This is a genomic window from uncultured Brevundimonas sp., from assembly GCF_963975535.1.
GTDB lineage: Bacteria > Pseudomonadota > Alphaproteobacteria > Caulobacterales > Caulobacteraceae > Brevundimonas.
In genome coordinates, this window is sequence record NZ_CAXBHE010000004.1 from 47,745 (window position 1) to 62,526 (window position 14,782).

Sequence of the window (14,782 nt, forward strand, 5' to 3'; positions counted from 1 at the left end):
GGCAGAAGTCTGCCAGCTGGCCCCCATCACCCCGCTTTCCGCGCCCCAAACCACGCCACCATCCGCTGCAACGCCTCTTCCACCTCCGCGGTCGACACGGCGAAGCTGATGCGGATGAAATGCTCGCCGTCGACCGGGTCGAAATCGATGCCGGGGGCCGTGGCCACGCCGGTGTCGCGCAGCAGGGCCTCGCAAAAGGCCAGGCTGTCGTGGCTCAGGTGGCCGATGTCGGCCCAGATGTAGAAGGCCCCGTCGGGCGGGGCGATGGTCTTCAGCCCCAGGGCGGGCAGGGCGGCTAGCATCAGTTCTCGGTTGCGGCGATAGACGGCGACATGGCCCTCCAGCTCCTCATGCTGGTCCATGGCCACCAGTCCGGCGTGCTGGCTCAGCGACGGCGGGGTCAGGAACAGGTTGCCGATATAGGCTTTCGCCGTCTCGACATGGTCGGCCGGCACCAGTAGCCAGCCCAGCCGCCAGCCGGTCATGCTCCAGTATTTCGAGAAGCTGTTGATCACCAGGGCGTCGGGCGTGAACTCCAGCATCGACGGCGTCGGCGCGCCGAAGCTGAGCCCGTGATAGATTTCGTCCGAGATGATGACGATGCCGCGCGCGGCACAGACGGCGGCGATGGCCGCCAGCTCCGTCGCCGGGATGATCGATCCGGTCGGATTGGCCGGGCTGGCGATGATCACCCCCGCCGGGGCCGGCTCCAGCGCCGCCAGGGCTCGCGCTGTCAGCTGATAGTGGTCGTCGGGCCCGCAGCCGATCTCGACCGGCGTCATGCGCAGGCCGCGCACCGTATTGCGATAGGCGACATAGCCGGGCCGGGCCATGGCGATGCGGTCGCCGGGCGCGAAACGCGAGGTCAGGGCCAGCACCAGGGCCGGTGAGGCCCCGCAGGTCAGCAACAGCCGCTCGGGCGCGACCGTCAGGCCATAGCGATCCTGATAATGCTGCGCGATCCGCGCCTTCAGCAGCGGGCTTTCCCAATAGCCCATGCCGTCGCTGTCCAGCACCTGATGGGCCCGGGCGATGGCCGCGGCCGGAGCCCCGGTCGAGGGCTGGCCGAACTCCATATGGATGATGCTGCGCCCCCCGGCCTTCAGCGCATGGGCCAGCCGGCTGATGGCAATGGCGCGAAACGGTTCGATTCCGGTCGTCATCAGCGCGCGTTCGCCTTCAGCGCGTTCGCCAGCCGCAGGAAGCCGGCCCCGTCGATGACCTCGGCGCGGGCGTCGGGATTGACCCCGGCGGCCTCGCACAGGCTTGCCCCGCCCAGCTGTTTCAGGCTGGAGCGCAGCATCTTGCGCCTCTGGCCGAAGGCCGCCGCCGTCACCGTCTCCAGCCGTTTCAGCGTGGCCCGGTCGGGGCGGTCGGGGCGGGGGATCAGATGCACCACGGCACTGGCGACCTTGGGCGGCGGGGTAAAGGCCGCGGCCGGCAGATGCATGACGATGCGCGCCTCGCACACGGCCTGGGCGATCACCGCCAGCCGGCCATAGGCGTCCTCGCCCGGAGCGGCCACGATGCGTTCGGCCACCTCCTTCTGGAACATCAGGGTCAGGGCGACCGGCAGCCACGGCCCGGTGATCCATTTGATCAGCAGTGGCGTGCCGACATTATAGGGCAGGTTGGAGACCACATGGGCCGGGCCTGCGACCAGCGACGCTTCATCCACCTTCAGCGCATCGGCCTCGACCGTGACCAGCCGCCCGGTGCCGTCGTCCAGCTCGGCCAGCAGCGGCAGGAAGCGGGGATCCTTCTCGACCAGAACCACCTGGCCGGCATCGCTCTCGATCAGGGCCCGCGTCAGCCCGCCCGGCCCCGGCCCGACCTCGATCACACTGCGCCCCTCGAACGGCCCGGCCAGGCGCACGATCTTGCGGGTGACGTTCAGGTCGAGCAGGAAATGCTGGCCGAAACTCTTCTTGGCCAGCAGCCCATGGGCGTCGAGCGTTTCACGCAGGGAGGGGAGGTCGGTCATTGGGGGGGCTTAGCGCACCGCCCGCGCCCCGTCTCCTCCCCATGCAATGGGGAGGGGGACCGCGAAGCGGTGGAGGGAACCCGCCGTGCGCACCACCCCCCCTCCGTCTCGCCGGCTTCGCCGTCGATCCACCTCCCCATTGCTTCGCAACAGGGAGGAGACGATCAGCCCGCCCTTGCCCGCGCCATCACCCCGGCCAGCCGGATCGCGGCGATCAGGCTGTCGGCCCGCGCCACGCCCTGGCCGGCGATGTCGAACCCCGTGCCGTGGTCGGGGGAGGTGCGCACGACGGGCAGGCCCAGGGTGGCGTTGACGCCGCCCCAGAAGTCCAGGGTCTTGACCGGGATCAGGGCCTGATCGTGGTACAGGCAGAGGACCGCGTCATAGCCAGCCCGGGCCTCGTCGTGGAACAGGGTGTCGGCGGGCGTCGGATCGCTGATGGTGAGGCCTTCGGCGCGCAGGATGGCTACGGCCGGGGCCAGAACCTCGATCTCCTCCAGGCCGATGGCCCCGCCTTCGCCGGCGTGGGGGTTCAGGGCGGCCAGGGCCAGGCGCGGGCGGGCGATGCCGAAATCGCGCTGCATCGATTCATGCACCACCCGGGCGGTGCGGCAGACCCGCTCGACCGTGACCAGTTCGGGCACCTCCGACAGGGGGGCGTGAATGGTCACCAGACAGGCGCGCAGGTCGCGCGCCGTCAGCATCATCACCGGGCCGCGGGTGCCGCGGAACGGCAGGTCGGCGGTCAGTTCGGCGATGAATTCCGTATGGCCGGGAAAGCGGAAGCCGGCGGCATACAGCGGGGCCTTGGCGATCGGGGCGGTGACCACGCCCGAGGCCTCGCCCGACATGGCCAGGTTGACCGCCAGTTCGATCCCGTCGGCCACGGCCGCGGCATTGGCCGGCTCGGGATGGCCGGGACGCACCGGGGCGGGCAGGGGATGGTGCAGGACCGGCACGGCGCGGGCGAACACGCCGGGCGCGTCGGACAGGGCGGTGATCTCGACCACCGGCACCTCCCGCGCCCGCAGCAGGCCGGCGTCCCCGATCACGGCGAAGACGGGGCCCTCGGCCTTCAGGGCTTTCCAGGCGGCGGCGATGATCTCGGGCCCCACGCCCGCCGGCTCGCCCAGCGACAGGGCCAGCGGCGGCAGGGGCCCGGGCATTATTTCATCTCGATCAGGGCGTCGGCGCGCAGGTCGCGGATGTAGCGACGGCCCAGCATGGCCAGGTTCTGGCTGCGCAGCCGGTTCTCGACGTCGCGATAGGACGGGGCCTCGATGCCGCCGGCGCGACGGCCGCACACGGCCACCAGATGCACGCCCAGCGGCGTACGCAGCGGCGAGCTGACCGAGCCCACGGCGGCCGACCGGGCCACCTGCTGGAACTGCGGGGCCAGGCTCGGCACCTCGGCCTCGCCCAGGTCGGCGCCGAGCAGGCCCTCTTCCGAGGTGGCCCGCGCCAGCATGTTGTCGCAGGTCAGCTGCGGCTGCAGCGCCGTCAGCCGCGTCGTCGCGGCCATCACGTCGGCCTCGCTCGCCGACTCCGGCAAGCGCACCATCACCTGCTTCAGCTGCACCAGACTGCTGGCCGAATTGTCCCGCTTGTCGCGCATGTAGATGATGTAGACGCCGCCCTCGACCGGAATCGGCCGCGACAGTTGTCCGACGTTGAGCTGGTCCAGAGCCGTCTGCAGCGCCGGCTGGACCGTACCCTGAACCACCCATCCGGCGTCACCGCCGCGCACGGCCGAAGGCGCGGCCGAGAACTGCTGGGCCACGGCCTGGAACGGGGCACCCTGGACCATCTGCTGGACCAGCTGGGCCGCGCCGTCCAGCGCCTGCTGCTGGCCGCCGACGCGGGCGGCCTCGATATAGATTTCACCGATCAGATACTGGGGCTTGGACGCGGACTCAGCCAGCTGACGCATGACCTGCTCGACCTGGCCCCGGCTGACCCGGGCGCGGCTGCCGAAGCGTCCCCCCACCAGGGCGCGCCAGCCGATCGATACGCGCATCTGTTCGCGCAGGGTCTGCGGGCGGATGCCGCCTTCGGCGAGGAAGCTCAGATAGGTGTCGGCCGTGGTGCCAACCTCCTGCGCCATGGCCGCGATCTCGGCGTCCACTTCCGCGTCCGAGACGATGAGGTCCTTGTAGGAAGCGATTTCCTGGGCCTGCAGACGTTCATCGATCAGGACGTTCAGGGCTTCCTGCTGGATGGCCTGAATGTTTTCGTCCGTCGGTTGGACCTGGGTCATGGCGATGACCAGCAGCATACGCTGGCGCAGGTCGAAGCCGGTGATGATGCTGTCGTTGACCGTGGCGACGATCCCGTCGGCCATGCGGAATTCCGGTGCCGTGACGGGCCGGGCCGGGGCCTCCTCGGAGGCCGGATTCAGGGTTCCCGCAGCGATCGGGGATTGTCCCGGATTCTGGGCATGGGCCGAGCCGGCCAGGAGCGCGGCGATGGCGACGCCCGTCATGTAACGCTTAAAACGCATCGTCAGTCCTGATTCCTCGAGGCGGCAACGTATCGATCCGGATGGATCGCCAACGGCCTGCGCGCCTTATCGGCGTCGCTACCAACGCCTGTCGCTTTGTCCATAACCTGAACCGCCGAAAGTGGCGAGGTTTAGGCGGACATAGACACCTTCGGACGGGCCGCTGGGTCGAACGCGGGTATTGTCCCTGCGGAAACCGATCTCAAACCGGAAGCAATCATCGTCGAACAGCAGGCCCACTTCGGACCGGGTGATCAGATCCCGCTCCAGATCGACGATGCCGGTCGCCGTCATGCCCCAGTTGCCGCGGACAAATTGCTGCACCGCCAACTGGACGAATTCGTAGTTGCGATTCAGTGATTGCTGGATCGGCGGGGCGGCCGGATCGAACGGGTTGGGATAGGGGTTCAGCCGCCGCAGGGGGTCGGAGCGGTCGACGATATAGGTCAGGCTCCCCTGGTTACGCCGTCCCCAGCGACCGTCGACGGTCAGTTCGGCGCGGCGGATACTGCCGCTGCTGTCGACGGTGGCGTGACCCCAGCCGCGAACCCGGTCCGACGGGGTGAAACTGCCCTGCACGACCCAGTCCGACGACTTCGCCGCCAGCCCGGTCGGGTCATAGAGTTGCGACGGAGCGTCCGGCACCGGGACCAGAAAGGCCGGTTCCTCATCCAGACGCAGGCTGCGGCCAATGAACAGGCTGGCCTGCCGGCCGCCGACCCAGTTCAATGTGGCGCGGGTGCCGGCGGTCAGACGAAGGCCGCCTTCGTAGAGGTCCTGGCCGGGAAAGCGGTCGACGCGGAACAGCGAACTCTCGTCCAGCTCAAGGGTCTGGCTGTCTTCATTCGGAATCCGCGGGTCGAGATCGGCATCGGTGGACACGGACAACTGGCCGACCGGCTCCAGAACCAGGTCGGTGCCGTCGGCGAAGCGGCGGATGAGCGGATAGCTGACGTCGAGTCCGGCGGTGGCGCGACCGCGCGTGATCGTCGTGCTGTCGACGCCGAGCATCGGCGGCAGGTCCGATACCGAATAGACGTCGGTGCGCACGTCGACGAACGGCTCCCACCGCAGCCCGGCGGCCGAGGTGACAATCCGTCGCCACTCTGCCTGGGCGGTGAGGCGTCGGCTGTCGACGCCGGGCAGACCGAGGGTGGAGCCTGTCGGAATCTGCTCGGGCCGCAGGACGGGACCGCCGACGTAGGCGTCGCGGAACAGGGCCACGGACGAGCCGTGCAGGCGCAACCGACCGCCGAAGACGGGCCCGGACGGTTCCCAGCGGGCATCGATCAACGGGGCGACCAGCGGAAGACTGTTGTCGTTTTCGAAGATGTTCAGGCCGGGGGCGTCCTCGTTGGCCGCGGCGACCCGCAGACTCTGGAGCGAGAAGGCCGCGACCGACAGATAGGCGTGGGCTGTCTGACGTTCGGCGTACAGCTGGCTGATCAGACGGCGCTGGTCGCCGTAGTAGAGGCCGTTGTCCTGGTAGGGGGAGATCACGTCATAGCGGTCGAACAGGGTTTTGTCGGAGGTCCGTTCGGCCGTGAAGCCCCAGCGCCACGGTCCGTCCAGGTCGAACCGTCCATGGGCCAGAAGATAGCTTCGATGTTCTTCGGCCAGGGGAACGTTGGTGTCGTCGATGCCGTCGCCGTCGATGTCGAAATCACCGAAATTCTGCGCATAGGTGTAGCCGCTTCGGGCCACCACAGTGCCGTTGGCAAACCGGCGGCGCCACTGGAGGTTCAGCAGCGGCGCGACCCGGGAGTTGATCTGTGGGCTGATCAACCAGTCCTCGGACGGTGAGACCACCACGAGATAGGGTTGTTCGTAGCTGATGCCCCGGCCTTCGTCGTAGTTGACCAACGGCACCAGAAAACCCGAGGCGCGCTCGACGGTCGGGTCGGGGTGAGCGAAGACCGGCAGGTAGAAGACCGGGACGCCGCCGACCTTGAAGACGGCATTGCGGTACAGGATCGCCCGCAGGCTTTCGTCCTGGACCACTTGCTCGGCCTGGATCGAGATCGTGGGGGTGCGGTGGCTGCCGTCGGCGTTGCAGACCGGGCAGGGTGTAAAAATCGCGTAGTTGAGCTCGTTGACCGTGGCGCTGCGGCGCACGGCGGTGGCGGCCATCAGGCTGGCCCCGTTGGCCATTCGGGTCGCGAAATCGACGGCGACTCCGGTCTGGAGATCGGAATTGAGCTCCAGAAGACTGGCGAAGACGACGTTGCCGTCCGGATCCACGAGTTGGGCATTGCCCGAGGCGGACGCCAGCCCCTCGGCCAGATCATAGGTGACCCTGCCGGCGCGCAGGGTATGTTGCTGGAAACGCGCGAGAACCCGGCTTCCCGGATAGCTGTCGGCGGTCACTACATCGCCGTCGCGGCTCAGGATATCGGCGTCGAAATAGGCCGCCTGGGGCGTCAGTCCGTCCGGACCGGGTGTGGCGGAAGCGGCCGGTGCGGGAATCTGGGCCTGGGCCGTTGCGACAGGGACCCAGGGTCCAAGCAGGATCGCCGCCGTTCCGGCCAGAAGCCGGAGGCGCAGGGCTCGCCTGTTCAGGACGCTGCGGTCACGCTGCATTCGACATTCACTCTGGGACGGATGAGCGTCCGCTTAGCCGTCTTCGGTATAGAACAGCAAGGTCAGGGCCGCGAGGGCCGTCAGGATGGGGGGCAGCCAGGCCGCGACAAAGGGTGGAATCACCTCGGCCGACCCGAAGGCCGCAGCAGACTGGTTGAGAAAGAAGAAGCCGAACCCGAGCACGACCGCCGCCGCGCTCATCCGGGCCAGGTCGCCCAGCCGCATCAGCCGCAATGAAAAGGCCGCGGCCAGGATCGACATGGCGGCGAACATCAGCGGGGTCGCCAGCAACTGCTGCAGCCGCAGTCTGTAGGCCGTCGATGAAAAGCCCGCGTCCTCCACACGCTTGATCTGGGCCGGCAGGGACCAGAAGGGGGTCGAGAGCGGTCGCGCGAACCGCTCGAAGGCCTCCTCGTCGGCCAGGCTGGAGGGCAGGTCGAGCGTTGCATAGGGCACGGCGCGTTGCCCGGTCTGGGCCCCGATCGCATCAACGAGCCGCCAGCGACCGGCGCTGAGGCTGGCCGAAGCCGCGTCGAGTCGTTCGGTGAACACCCTCCGGCCCTCGGGGTCGGTCGAATAGATGAAGAAGGTCACGCCGAGCAGCCGCGCGTTGGCCCGGTCCTGGCGTTCGGCCCGGATCACCACCTGACGCGGTCCGTCGCCCTCGCGCAGCCAGACAACGCCGGAGCTGTCCGTCCCGGCCGCGCCACTGCTCAGGCGTCCGCGCTCACGCTGGAACAGGCCATCGGCCGAAGCCGCCGCCGGACCGAGCGCTGTCACGGTCACGATCCCCAGCAGGAAGGCCGCGCCGGCGGCCGGCAGCACGAACCGCCAGGCCGAGACCCCGGCGGCCCGCATGGCGATGAGCTCACTGCGCCGGTTCAGGCCGATATAGGCGGCGAGGGTACCGAACAGGAAGACGAACGGGAGCAACTGGATGATGACGGCCGGGGACTTCAGCACCATCAGGCCAAGGATGCGCAGGGCCGACAGGTCGACGTCGGAACCGACGCCGCGGGAAATTTCGACAAAATCGATCAGCATGACCAGGGCCGAGATCACCGCCAGGGCCATGCCGAGGGCGCGCATCTGCTGGACCAGCACATAGCGTTCGATGCTGCCGAGGCGCACGCGACTGACCGGCAGCACGACGAAGCGGGATACGGCGGGAGCGATCATGCGAATCGGGCCTTCAGCCGCTGCCAGGCCGGCCCGGTCCAGCGACGGTGCGGCTTCAATGCCATGAACACCAGCCTGAGCGCGACGGCCGTGGCGGCCAGGGGCAGCAAATACTGAAGCAGGTTGAGCCAGCCGTTCCAGGCACTGGCCGCCACGACGATATAGCCGAGGACGCGCACGACGAGGAAGGCGGCGGCTGCCTTGCCGATCCGGGCACCGTAGCCGGTGCGACTGAACGACCCGCCCATGATCGCGGCGAGCGCCATGGCCATGGCGGTCAGCGCATAGAGCGGCGACGACAGCCGTGAATGGGCCTCAGCCAGCAATTCCCCGCGGGTGCCGACCCGCGCAAGCACGGCTGGGGACGGATTGAACAGCTGGCCAATCCACAGATCGGAAGGCTTGTAACGGACCTTTTCATCGGTGTCGGTAAACGGTGACAGGTCAAAAGGCAGGCTGTCGAAGGAGAGCTGGTTCAGGACGCCTTTCGATGAGTATTCCTGCATCGTCCCGTATTTCAGCAGCAGGGTGGGCGCACCGTCGGCACTGCGGCCGAAGCGCGCCTCGTTCGCGTCCCAGGTTCGCACGGCCTTGCCGTTGTCCAGATAGACGAACAGGTTCTTCATCAGGCCATTCTGCTCGACCTGCTGGACGTAGACCGTCAGGCCGCCGGGGCCCTGGACGAACCGTCCCTCCTCGACCAGCAGGGCGGCGAGGTCGGTCCGGATGGCGAAGGCTTCGGCCCGTGCCTGCCGCTGGGCGGCGGGCTGCAGCACCAGGGTGGTCACCAGCGACATCAGGACCACGATCGCCGCCAGCAGAACGGCCGGCTGGATCACAGCCCAGCGCGTGACGCCACTGGCGAAGGCGGCGGTCAGTTCCTGCTCGCGCTGCAACCGGGTCAGGGAGATCAGGGCCCCGACGAACAGGCCGATGGGCAGGATCACGGCCAGCAGTTGCGGGACCGCCAGCAGGGTCAGCTTGACCATGACCCAGACGCTCTGTCCGCGCTCGACGATAATCTCCAGCTGGTCGAGGCTCTGGCTCAGAATGCCGATCCCGACCAGCGCCGCGCATGCGGCCGCGACGGGCAGGGCGATCTGGCGAAAGAAATAGCGTTGAATGAGGGTCATGACAGAAAAAAATCGCCCGGTTGCAGGCGAGCCAAAGAGGGACTCTAATACACACCGTCACGTGTCCGGGACAACCGGTCACGATTGCCCAGTTGCCTGTAATCAAGACCGGGGCAGACCGCTCCGGCTGGAGTAAATCTATGAAGGTCGAGTTTGTCTCGGCGGCCGGTGCCGCGGAAATCCTGGTTGTCCTCGTGCATGAGGACCGCGCCCTGGTCGGGGCCGGTGCCGATTATGACAAGGCCGCCGGGGGTGCCCTGTCCCGGGCGATGACCGCCAGCCGTTTCACCGGCAAGAGCGACAGCACCCTGGTGGTGTCGGCACCGACCGGAATCGACGCGGGCGCGGTCGTGCTCAGTGGTCTGGGCGATGCGGCCAAGCTCAATGACGGCGCGATCGAGTCCGCGGCCGGCTCGGCCTATCACGCCGCCAAATTGTCCGGGGCCACCGCGTTGACCGTCGATGCCTCCGCCCTGTCGTCCGAACAGGCGGCCCGGATCGGCTTCGCGACCCGCCTCGCGGCCTACCGGTTCGACAAATACCTGACCAAGCAGAAGCCCGACAAGGTCCCGTCGATCAACACGGTCCGGGTCGTCTGTGCCGACGTGAAGGCCGCCCAGGCGGCCTTCGGCCCGATGTCGGCCGTGGCCGATGGCATCATCTTCGCCCGCGACCTGGTCGCCGAACCGGCCAATGTCCTCTATCCGGTCGAGTTCGCCCGTCGGGTCAAGGCGCTCGAGTCGCTGGGCCTCGAAGTCGAGATTCTCGGCGAGTCCGAACTTGAAATCCTGGGCATGCGCACCCTGCTGGGCGTGGGCCAGGGCAGTCGCCGGGACAGCCAGGTGGCCATCATGAAGTGGAATGGCGGCAAGGCCGGCGATCAGCCGATCGCCTTCGTCGGCAAGGGCGTGACCTTCGACACCGGCGGCATCTCCCTCAAGCCGGGTGAGGGCATGGAGGACATGAAGTGGGACATGGGTGGCGCGGCCGCCGTGTCGGGCCTGATGCACGCGCTGGCCGGCCGCAAGGCCAAGGTCAACGCCGTCGGCGTCATCGGCCTGGTCGAGAACATGCCCGACGGCGACGCCCAGCGTCCCGGCGACGTGGTCATCTCGATGTCCGGCCAGTCGGTCGAGATCATCAACACCGACGCCGAGGGCCGGCTCGTTCTGGCCGACTGTCTCTGGTATACCCAGGACCGGTTCAAGCCGAAATTCATGATCAATCTGGCCACCCTGACCGGGGCGATCATCGTCGCCCTCGGCAAGGACTATGCGGGCGTGTTCTCGAATTCGGACGCGGTCGCTGATCCGGTCATCGCGGCCGGCAAGAAGGTCGACGAGAATTTCTGGCGTCTGCCGCTGCCGAAACAGTACGAAAGGCACATCGACAGCCCGATTGCCGATGTGAAGAACATGGGCAATGGACGGGCCGGTGCGTCGATCACCGCGGCCCTGTTCCTGCAGCGCTTCGTCAATGACACGCCGTGGGCCCACCTCGATATCGCCGCCGTGGCCTGGGCCGAGAAGTCGACGCGCGCCATCGTGCCGGAAGGGGCCGTGGGCTTCGGCGTGCGGACGCTCGACCGGATGGTCGCCGACACCTACGAGAGCTGAAACCCCGGACAGCTGTGATGTGCGAGTTCTGGTTCTATCATCTCGAGCGGTCGACGCTTGAGCAGGTCTTGCCGGGACTGCTGGAAAAGACGCGTGAGCGGGGCTGGAAGGCCCTGGTTCACGTGTCCGATCCGGCCCGGCTGGAGGCGCTGGACGAGCATTTGTGGACGTGGCGGGACGACAGCTTTCTGGCTCACGGCCGGGCGTCCGAGCCGAATGCCGATCGCCAGCCGATCCTGTTGAGCGAATCGGGCGAGAACCTGAATGCTGCTCAGGCGCTATTCATGATCGATGGTGCTGAAATCGGCGTCACGGATGGATTGGAACGATGCTTCATCATCTTCGACGGACAGAACGACGCGGCCCTGGCCGGGTCGCGCGAGCGCTGGAAGGCGCTGAAGGCCCAGGGCGCGACGCTGGCCTACTGGAAGCAGTCTCCCGAGGGGCGATGGGAAAAGGCGGGCTGATCGTGCTGCTGGCCCTCGCGGGTTGCTCGTCGACGCCGGTCTCCGACCAGTCGGCCCCGCGGACGCTGGAAGCGGCCCAGCGCAGCCGCCCCGTCGGGTCCCGGATGCCGGACGATTCGACCCGCGACCTCTGCCGCGCGGGCGAGCTGCAATGGCTGGTGGGCAAGCCCCGAACCGACATTCCGGTGCCGGTCGACGTCATCAACCGGAGGGTCGTGTGCACGACCTGCCCGGTGACCCAGGACTATTCGCCGTACCGGTTGAACATCTTTTTCAACGCAGACACCAATCTGGTCGAGCAGGTGCGCTGTGGCTAGGGGTACACTGCCCATGTCAAAACCCGGTCTTGCCGCGGTCCTGAGCGGGCTCGCTGTCGTCCTCGCGGCGGGGTGCGCCCCGGTTCCGGTCACGGAGGCCCCCACGCCGGCGCGCTGCGACGCCGTGGCTTCACGCTCGCTGATCGGCAGCCATGTCGGGGCGGTGACCTTTCCGCGGGATGCCAATGTGCGCCTGGTCTGCACCACCTGCGCCGCCACGATGGATCACGATCCGGACCGGCTGAACATTCGTTTTGATGAGGCGACGGGCATTATCAAGTCGGTCGACTGCGGCTGATCACCGGCCCCGGGCGCGTTCAAGGCCGAGGATCGCCTCGCTGACATCCTCCGCCCTGGCAGCAACGATCGCCTGGGCGTCGTACAGGCCGCGGTTGTAGAAGTCGCCGCCGATCTCCCGGGCAAAGAAGGCCAGAAGCATCTCGGCGGGCAGGCGGCCGATGTCCTGATCCAGTTCATCGCGGAACCAGCCCTGGATACGGCCGCAGATGTCGGCCCGTTCGGCGGGCGTGAATTCGATCGGCTTCATCGCTGTCTCCTCAGGAAACCTCGGCCAGGGCTTCCTCGGCGGAGACCCAGGCCTGCTCGGCTGCGTCGAGATCCGTCTGGGTCTTGCCGCGCGCCCGGGTCAGGCCTTCCAGTGATTTGGGATTGTTGATCGCCGCATTGGCCAGGTCATCGTCGATGCGGGCGATTTCGGCCGTCAGGGCCGCCATCCGCTCCTCGGCCTTCTTGACCGCGTGGCGCAGGGTCGAGGGCGACGGGCCGGACTTCTTGTTGTTCTTCCTGTTCTTGTTGCCGCCGCCACCGCCGGCTGCGACCGCGGTCTCGTCCTTGACCTGGGTCGGGCGAACCGAGGCCTGTTTGGCCCGGTCGAGGACGAATTTGGCATAGTCGTCCATGTCGCCGTCATAGGGTTTGACGGTCCCGTCCGCCGCCAGCCACAGGCGGTCGGCGACCAGCTCCATCAACGACCGGTCGTGGGTGATCAGGATCACCGCGCCGTTGTAGCGGTTGAGCGCGTCCAGCAGGGCCCGGCGGCTGTCGATGTCGAGGTGGTTGGTCGGTTCGTCGAGGATCAGGACGTGCGGCGCGTCCATGGCCACCATGTTCAGCAGCAGGCGCGCGCGCTCGCCGCCGGACAGGCTTTCGACCGTGGTCTCCTGCTTCTCGTAGCCGAGACCGAACTGGGCCAGTTTCGAGCGGCGGCTGCTCTCGGTCGAGTCCGGCATCGCGCGGCGGATGATTTCCAGTGGCGTGTCGGTCGGGTCCATGGCCTCGATCTGGTGCTGGTGGAACCAGCCGACGCGCATCTTGCGGTCACGGTGCAGTTCGCCGTCGGACACCTTCAGGGCCCCGGCGATCATCTTGGCGAAGGTCGACTTGCCCGCGCCGTTGACGCCGAGCAGGCCGATGCGGTCGTCGAGGTCCATGCGCAGGTTGAGGTTGCGCAGGATCGGCTTGCCGGTCTCATAGCCGACATTGGCGCGTTCCAGCCGGATCAGCGGCGGGGCCAGCGGACGCGGCGGCGACGGCAGGGTGAAGGGGGCGACCCGTTCCTCGATCGTGGTGGCGACGGGCTCCATCTTGGCCAGCCGCTTCATCCGCGACTGGGCCTGGGCGGCCTTGGAGGCCTTGGCCTTGAAACGGTCGACGAAGGCCTGGAGGTGGGCGCGTTCGGTGTCCTGCTTGGCCTTGGCCGACAGTTGCAGCCGGGCCTTTTCGCCACGCGTCTTCTCGAAGGTGTCGTAGTTGCCCGTGTAGAGCTCCATCGTCTTGTTCGCGAGATGCAGGATGTGGGTGCAGCAGTTGTTCAGCAGCTCACGGTCGTGGCTGATGATCAGGGCGGTGTGCGGATATTTGACCAGCCGGGATTCCAGCCACAGGGCACCTTCCAGATCGAGATAGTTGGTCGGCTCATCGAGCAGCAGCATGTCCGGCTCGGCGAACAGGGCCGCGGCCAGGGCCACGCGCATGCGCCAGCCGCCGGAGAATTCGGACATCGGCCGCTGCTGGTCGTCCTGACCGAAGCCCAGTCCGGCCAGGATTTCCGACGCGCGCGACGGGGCCGAGTCGGCGTCGATGTCGATCAGCCGGGCCCAGATCTCGCCCAGCTCTTCCGGCGGGGCGGTCTCCAGCCGTCCCATCAGGGTGTGACGTTCGACGTCGGCTTCCAGAATGGTGTCGAGCACGCTGAACGGCGTGGCCGGGTGTTCCTGGTCGACCGAGCCGATCCGCGCGGTCTTCGGCAGGCTGATCTCATCGCCACCGGCGGCCAGTTCGCCGAGGATCAGCTTGAACAGGGTGGTCTTGCCCACGCCGTTGCGGCCCACCAGGCCGACCTTGGCCCCCGGCGGCAGGCTCACGGAGGCGTTTTCCAGGAACTTGCGGCCCCAGGCGTTGAAGGTCAGGTCGGTGATCTGGAGCATGGCAGGAAAGACGTTTCGGACAGCAGTTGGAAACCGGGGAGGGCGCCGCTATAAGCCCGCCACCTTCAAACTCCCACAGAAGAAGTCCTTTTCCATGACCGAACGCACCTTCTCCATTATCAAGCCCGACGCCACGCGCCGCAACCTGACCGGCGCGATCAACGCCGTGATCGAAGGTGCCGGCCTGCGGATCGTGGCCCAGCGCCGCATCAAGCTGACCGAGGCCCAGGCCAAGAAATTCTACGAAGTCCACGCCGAACGCCCGTTCTACGGCGAGCTGGTCGGCCAGATGATCGCCGAGCCGGTCGTCGTCCAGGTGCTGGAAGGCCCCAACGCCGTCGCTGCCTACCGTGATGTCATGGGCGCGACCAACCCGAAGGACGCCGCTGACGGCACCATCCGCAAGCTGTTCGCCCTGTCGATCGGCGAGAACTCGGTCCACGGTTCGGACTCGCTCGAGAACGCGGGCATCGAGATCGCCCAGTTCTTCACGGACGACCAGATCGTCGGCTAGGCGATCGTCCAGATCGAACGACAGGCGGCCGGATCAGTAACGATC

General features: G+C 67.5%; 14 protein-coding genes. 5 read left to right on the forward strand and 9 right to left on the reverse strand.

Features of this window, described 5'->3' with window-relative positions; all coding sequences use genetic code 11:
- Positions 1-26: 26 nt before the first annotated feature.
- The 7 genes from AACZ75_RS06410 to AACZ75_RS06440 all read right to left on the reverse strand — a co-directional run bounded on the left by AACZ75_RS06410 (position 27) and on the right by AACZ75_RS06440 (position 9,376).
- Positions 27-1,163, reverse strand: coding sequence for an aminotransferase class I/II-fold pyridoxal phosphate-dependent enzyme (locus AACZ75_RS06410; RefSeq protein WP_339871939.1), 1,137 nt, complete (start codon positions 1,161-1,163; stop codon positions 27-29).
- Positions 1,163-1,984, reverse strand: coding sequence for a 16S rRNA (adenine(1518)-N(6)/adenine(1519)-N(6))-dimethyltransferase RsmA (rsmA, locus tag AACZ75_RS06415; RefSeq protein ID WP_339871940.1), 822 nt, complete (start codon positions 1,982-1,984; stop codon positions 1,163-1,165). Before rsmA ends, AACZ75_RS06410 begins: the two co-directional genes overlap by 1 nt.
- Before the next feature lie 164 nt (positions 1,985-2,148).
- Positions 2,149-3,150, reverse strand: coding sequence for a 4-hydroxythreonine-4-phosphate dehydrogenase PdxA (gene pdxA, locus AACZ75_RS06420; RefSeq protein WP_339871941.1), 1,002 nt, complete (start codon positions 3,148-3,150; stop codon positions 2,149-2,151).
- Positions 3,150-4,484, reverse strand: coding sequence for a peptidylprolyl isomerase (locus AACZ75_RS06425; protein ID WP_339871942.1), 1,335 nt, complete (start codon positions 4,482-4,484; stop codon positions 3,150-3,152). Before AACZ75_RS06425 ends, pdxA begins: the two co-directional genes overlap by 1 nt.
- A 78-nt stretch (positions 4,485-4,562) precedes the next feature.
- On the reverse strand, positions 4,563-7,064 hold the full coding sequence (gene lptD / locus AACZ75_RS06430) for an LPS assembly protein LptD (protein WP_339871943.1): 2,502 nt from the start codon (positions 7,062-7,064) through the stop codon (positions 4,563-4,565).
- Between the two features lie 33 nt (positions 7,065-7,097).
- Positions 7,098-8,243: an LptF/LptG family permease gene (locus AACZ75_RS06435; RefSeq protein ID WP_339871944.1), complete on the reverse strand. Its 1,146-nt coding sequence runs from the start codon at positions 8,241-8,243 to the stop codon at positions 7,098-7,100.
- Complete coding sequence (locus AACZ75_RS06440; RefSeq protein ID WP_339871945.1) at positions 8,240-9,376, reverse strand: LptF/LptG family permease; 1,137 nt, start codon at positions 9,374-9,376, stop codon at positions 8,240-8,242. Before AACZ75_RS06440 ends, AACZ75_RS06435 begins: the two co-directional genes overlap by 4 nt.
- 140 nt (positions 9,377-9,516) lie before the next feature.
- On the opposite strand from AACZ75_RS06440, the gene AACZ75_RS06445 reads away from it, so the two are divergent.
- From AACZ75_RS06445 to AACZ75_RS06460, 4 genes are read left to right on the forward strand one after another with little or no spacing between them, the layout of a single operon-like run.
- Positions 9,517-10,992, forward strand: a complete 1,476-nt coding sequence (locus AACZ75_RS06445) for a leucyl aminopeptidase (RefSeq protein WP_339871946.1) — start codon at positions 9,517-9,519, stop codon at positions 10,990-10,992.
- Between the two features lie 17 nt (positions 10,993-11,009).
- Positions 11,010-11,459, forward strand: coding sequence for a DNA polymerase III subunit chi (locus tag AACZ75_RS06450; RefSeq protein ID WP_339871948.1), 450 nt, complete (start codon positions 11,010-11,012; stop codon positions 11,457-11,459).
- A complete protein-coding gene (locus tag AACZ75_RS06455) occupies positions 11,441-11,776 on the forward strand; it encodes a hypothetical protein (protein ID WP_339871949.1) in 336 nt (111 codons plus the stop codon). Before AACZ75_RS06450 ends, AACZ75_RS06455 begins: the two co-directional genes overlap by 19 nt.
- A gap of 13 nt (positions 11,777-11,789) precedes the next feature.
- The gene (locus tag AACZ75_RS06460) at positions 11,790-12,074 is read left to right on the forward strand and encodes a hypothetical protein (protein ID WP_339871950.1); all 285 of its coding nucleotides are present in this window, start codon (positions 11,790-11,792) and stop codon (positions 12,072-12,074) included.
- On the opposite strand, the gene AACZ75_RS06465 is transcribed toward AACZ75_RS06460, so the two are convergent.
- Together AACZ75_RS06465 and AACZ75_RS06470 are read right to left on the reverse strand one after the other, a co-directional pair.
- The gene (locus tag AACZ75_RS06465) at positions 12,075-12,323 is read right to left on the reverse strand and encodes a DUF2164 domain-containing protein (protein ID WP_339871951.1); all 249 of its coding nucleotides are present in this window, start codon (positions 12,321-12,323) and stop codon (positions 12,075-12,077) included.
- Positions 12,324-12,333: 10 nt separating this feature from the next.
- Positions 12,334-14,223, reverse strand: a complete 1,890-nt coding sequence (locus tag AACZ75_RS06470) for an ABC-F family ATP-binding cassette domain-containing protein (RefSeq protein ID WP_339871952.1) — start codon at positions 14,221-14,223, stop codon at positions 12,334-12,336.
- 94 nt (positions 14,224-14,317) lie between these two features.
- Between AACZ75_RS06470 and ndk the strand changes: the two genes are divergently transcribed.
- Complete coding sequence (gene ndk / locus AACZ75_RS06475; protein ID WP_339871953.1) at positions 14,318-14,737, forward strand: nucleoside-diphosphate kinase; 420 nt, start codon at positions 14,318-14,320, stop codon at positions 14,735-14,737.
- The last annotated feature ends 45 nt before the right edge of the window (positions 14,738-14,782 follow it).

What these genes read in the sequence shown, in the direction of transcription:
- AACZ75_RS06410 (WP_339871939.1), bottom strand. Translation starts at nt 1,163, where the DNA reads ATGACGACCGGAATCGAACCGTTTCGCGCCATTGCCATCAGCCGGCTG.
- rsmA (WP_339871940.1), bottom strand. Translation starts at nt 1,984, where the DNA reads ATGACCGACCTCCCCTCCCTGCGTGAAACGCTCGACGCCCATGGGCTG.
- pdxA (WP_339871941.1), bottom strand. Translation starts at nt 3,150, where the DNA reads ATGCCCGGGCCCCTGCCGCCGCTGGCCCTGTCGCTGGGCGAGCCGGCG.
- AACZ75_RS06425 (WP_339871942.1), bottom strand. Translation starts at nt 4,484, where the DNA reads ATGCGTTTTAAGCGTTACATGACGGGCGTCGCCATCGCCGCGCTCCTG.
- lptD (WP_339871943.1), bottom strand. Translation starts at nt 7,064, where the DNA reads ATGCAGCGTGACCGCAGCGTCCTGAACAGGCGAGCCCTGCGCCTCCGG.
- AACZ75_RS06435 (WP_339871944.1), bottom strand. Translation starts at nt 8,243, where the DNA reads ATGATCGCTCCCGCCGTATCCCGCTTCGTCGTGCTGCCGGTCAGTCGC.
- AACZ75_RS06440 (WP_339871945.1), bottom strand. Translation starts at nt 9,376, where the DNA reads ATGACCCTCATTCAACGCTATTTCTTTCGCCAGATCGCCCTGCCCGTC.
- AACZ75_RS06445 (WP_339871946.1), top strand. Translation starts at nt 9,517, where the DNA reads ATGAAGGTCGAGTTTGTCTCGGCGGCCGGTGCCGCGGAAATCCTGGTT.
- AACZ75_RS06450 (WP_339871948.1), top strand. Translation starts at nt 11,010, where the DNA reads ATGTGCGAGTTCTGGTTCTATCATCTCGAGCGGTCGACGCTTGAGCAG.
- AACZ75_RS06455 (WP_339871949.1), top strand. Translation starts at nt 11,441, where the DNA reads ATGGGAAAAGGCGGGCTGATCGTGCTGCTGGCCCTCGCGGGTTGCTCG.
- AACZ75_RS06460 (WP_339871950.1), top strand. Translation starts at nt 11,790, where the DNA reads ATGTCAAAACCCGGTCTTGCCGCGGTCCTGAGCGGGCTCGCTGTCGTC.
- AACZ75_RS06465 (WP_339871951.1), bottom strand. Translation starts at nt 12,323, where the DNA reads ATGAAGCCGATCGAATTCACGCCCGCCGAACGGGCCGACATCTGCGGC.
- AACZ75_RS06470 (WP_339871952.1), bottom strand. Translation starts at nt 14,223, where the DNA reads ATGCTCCAGATCACCGACCTGACCTTCAACGCCTGGGGCCGCAAGTTC.
- ndk (WP_339871953.1), top strand. Translation starts at nt 14,318, where the DNA reads ATGACCGAACGCACCTTCTCCATTATCAAGCCCGACGCCACGCGCCGC.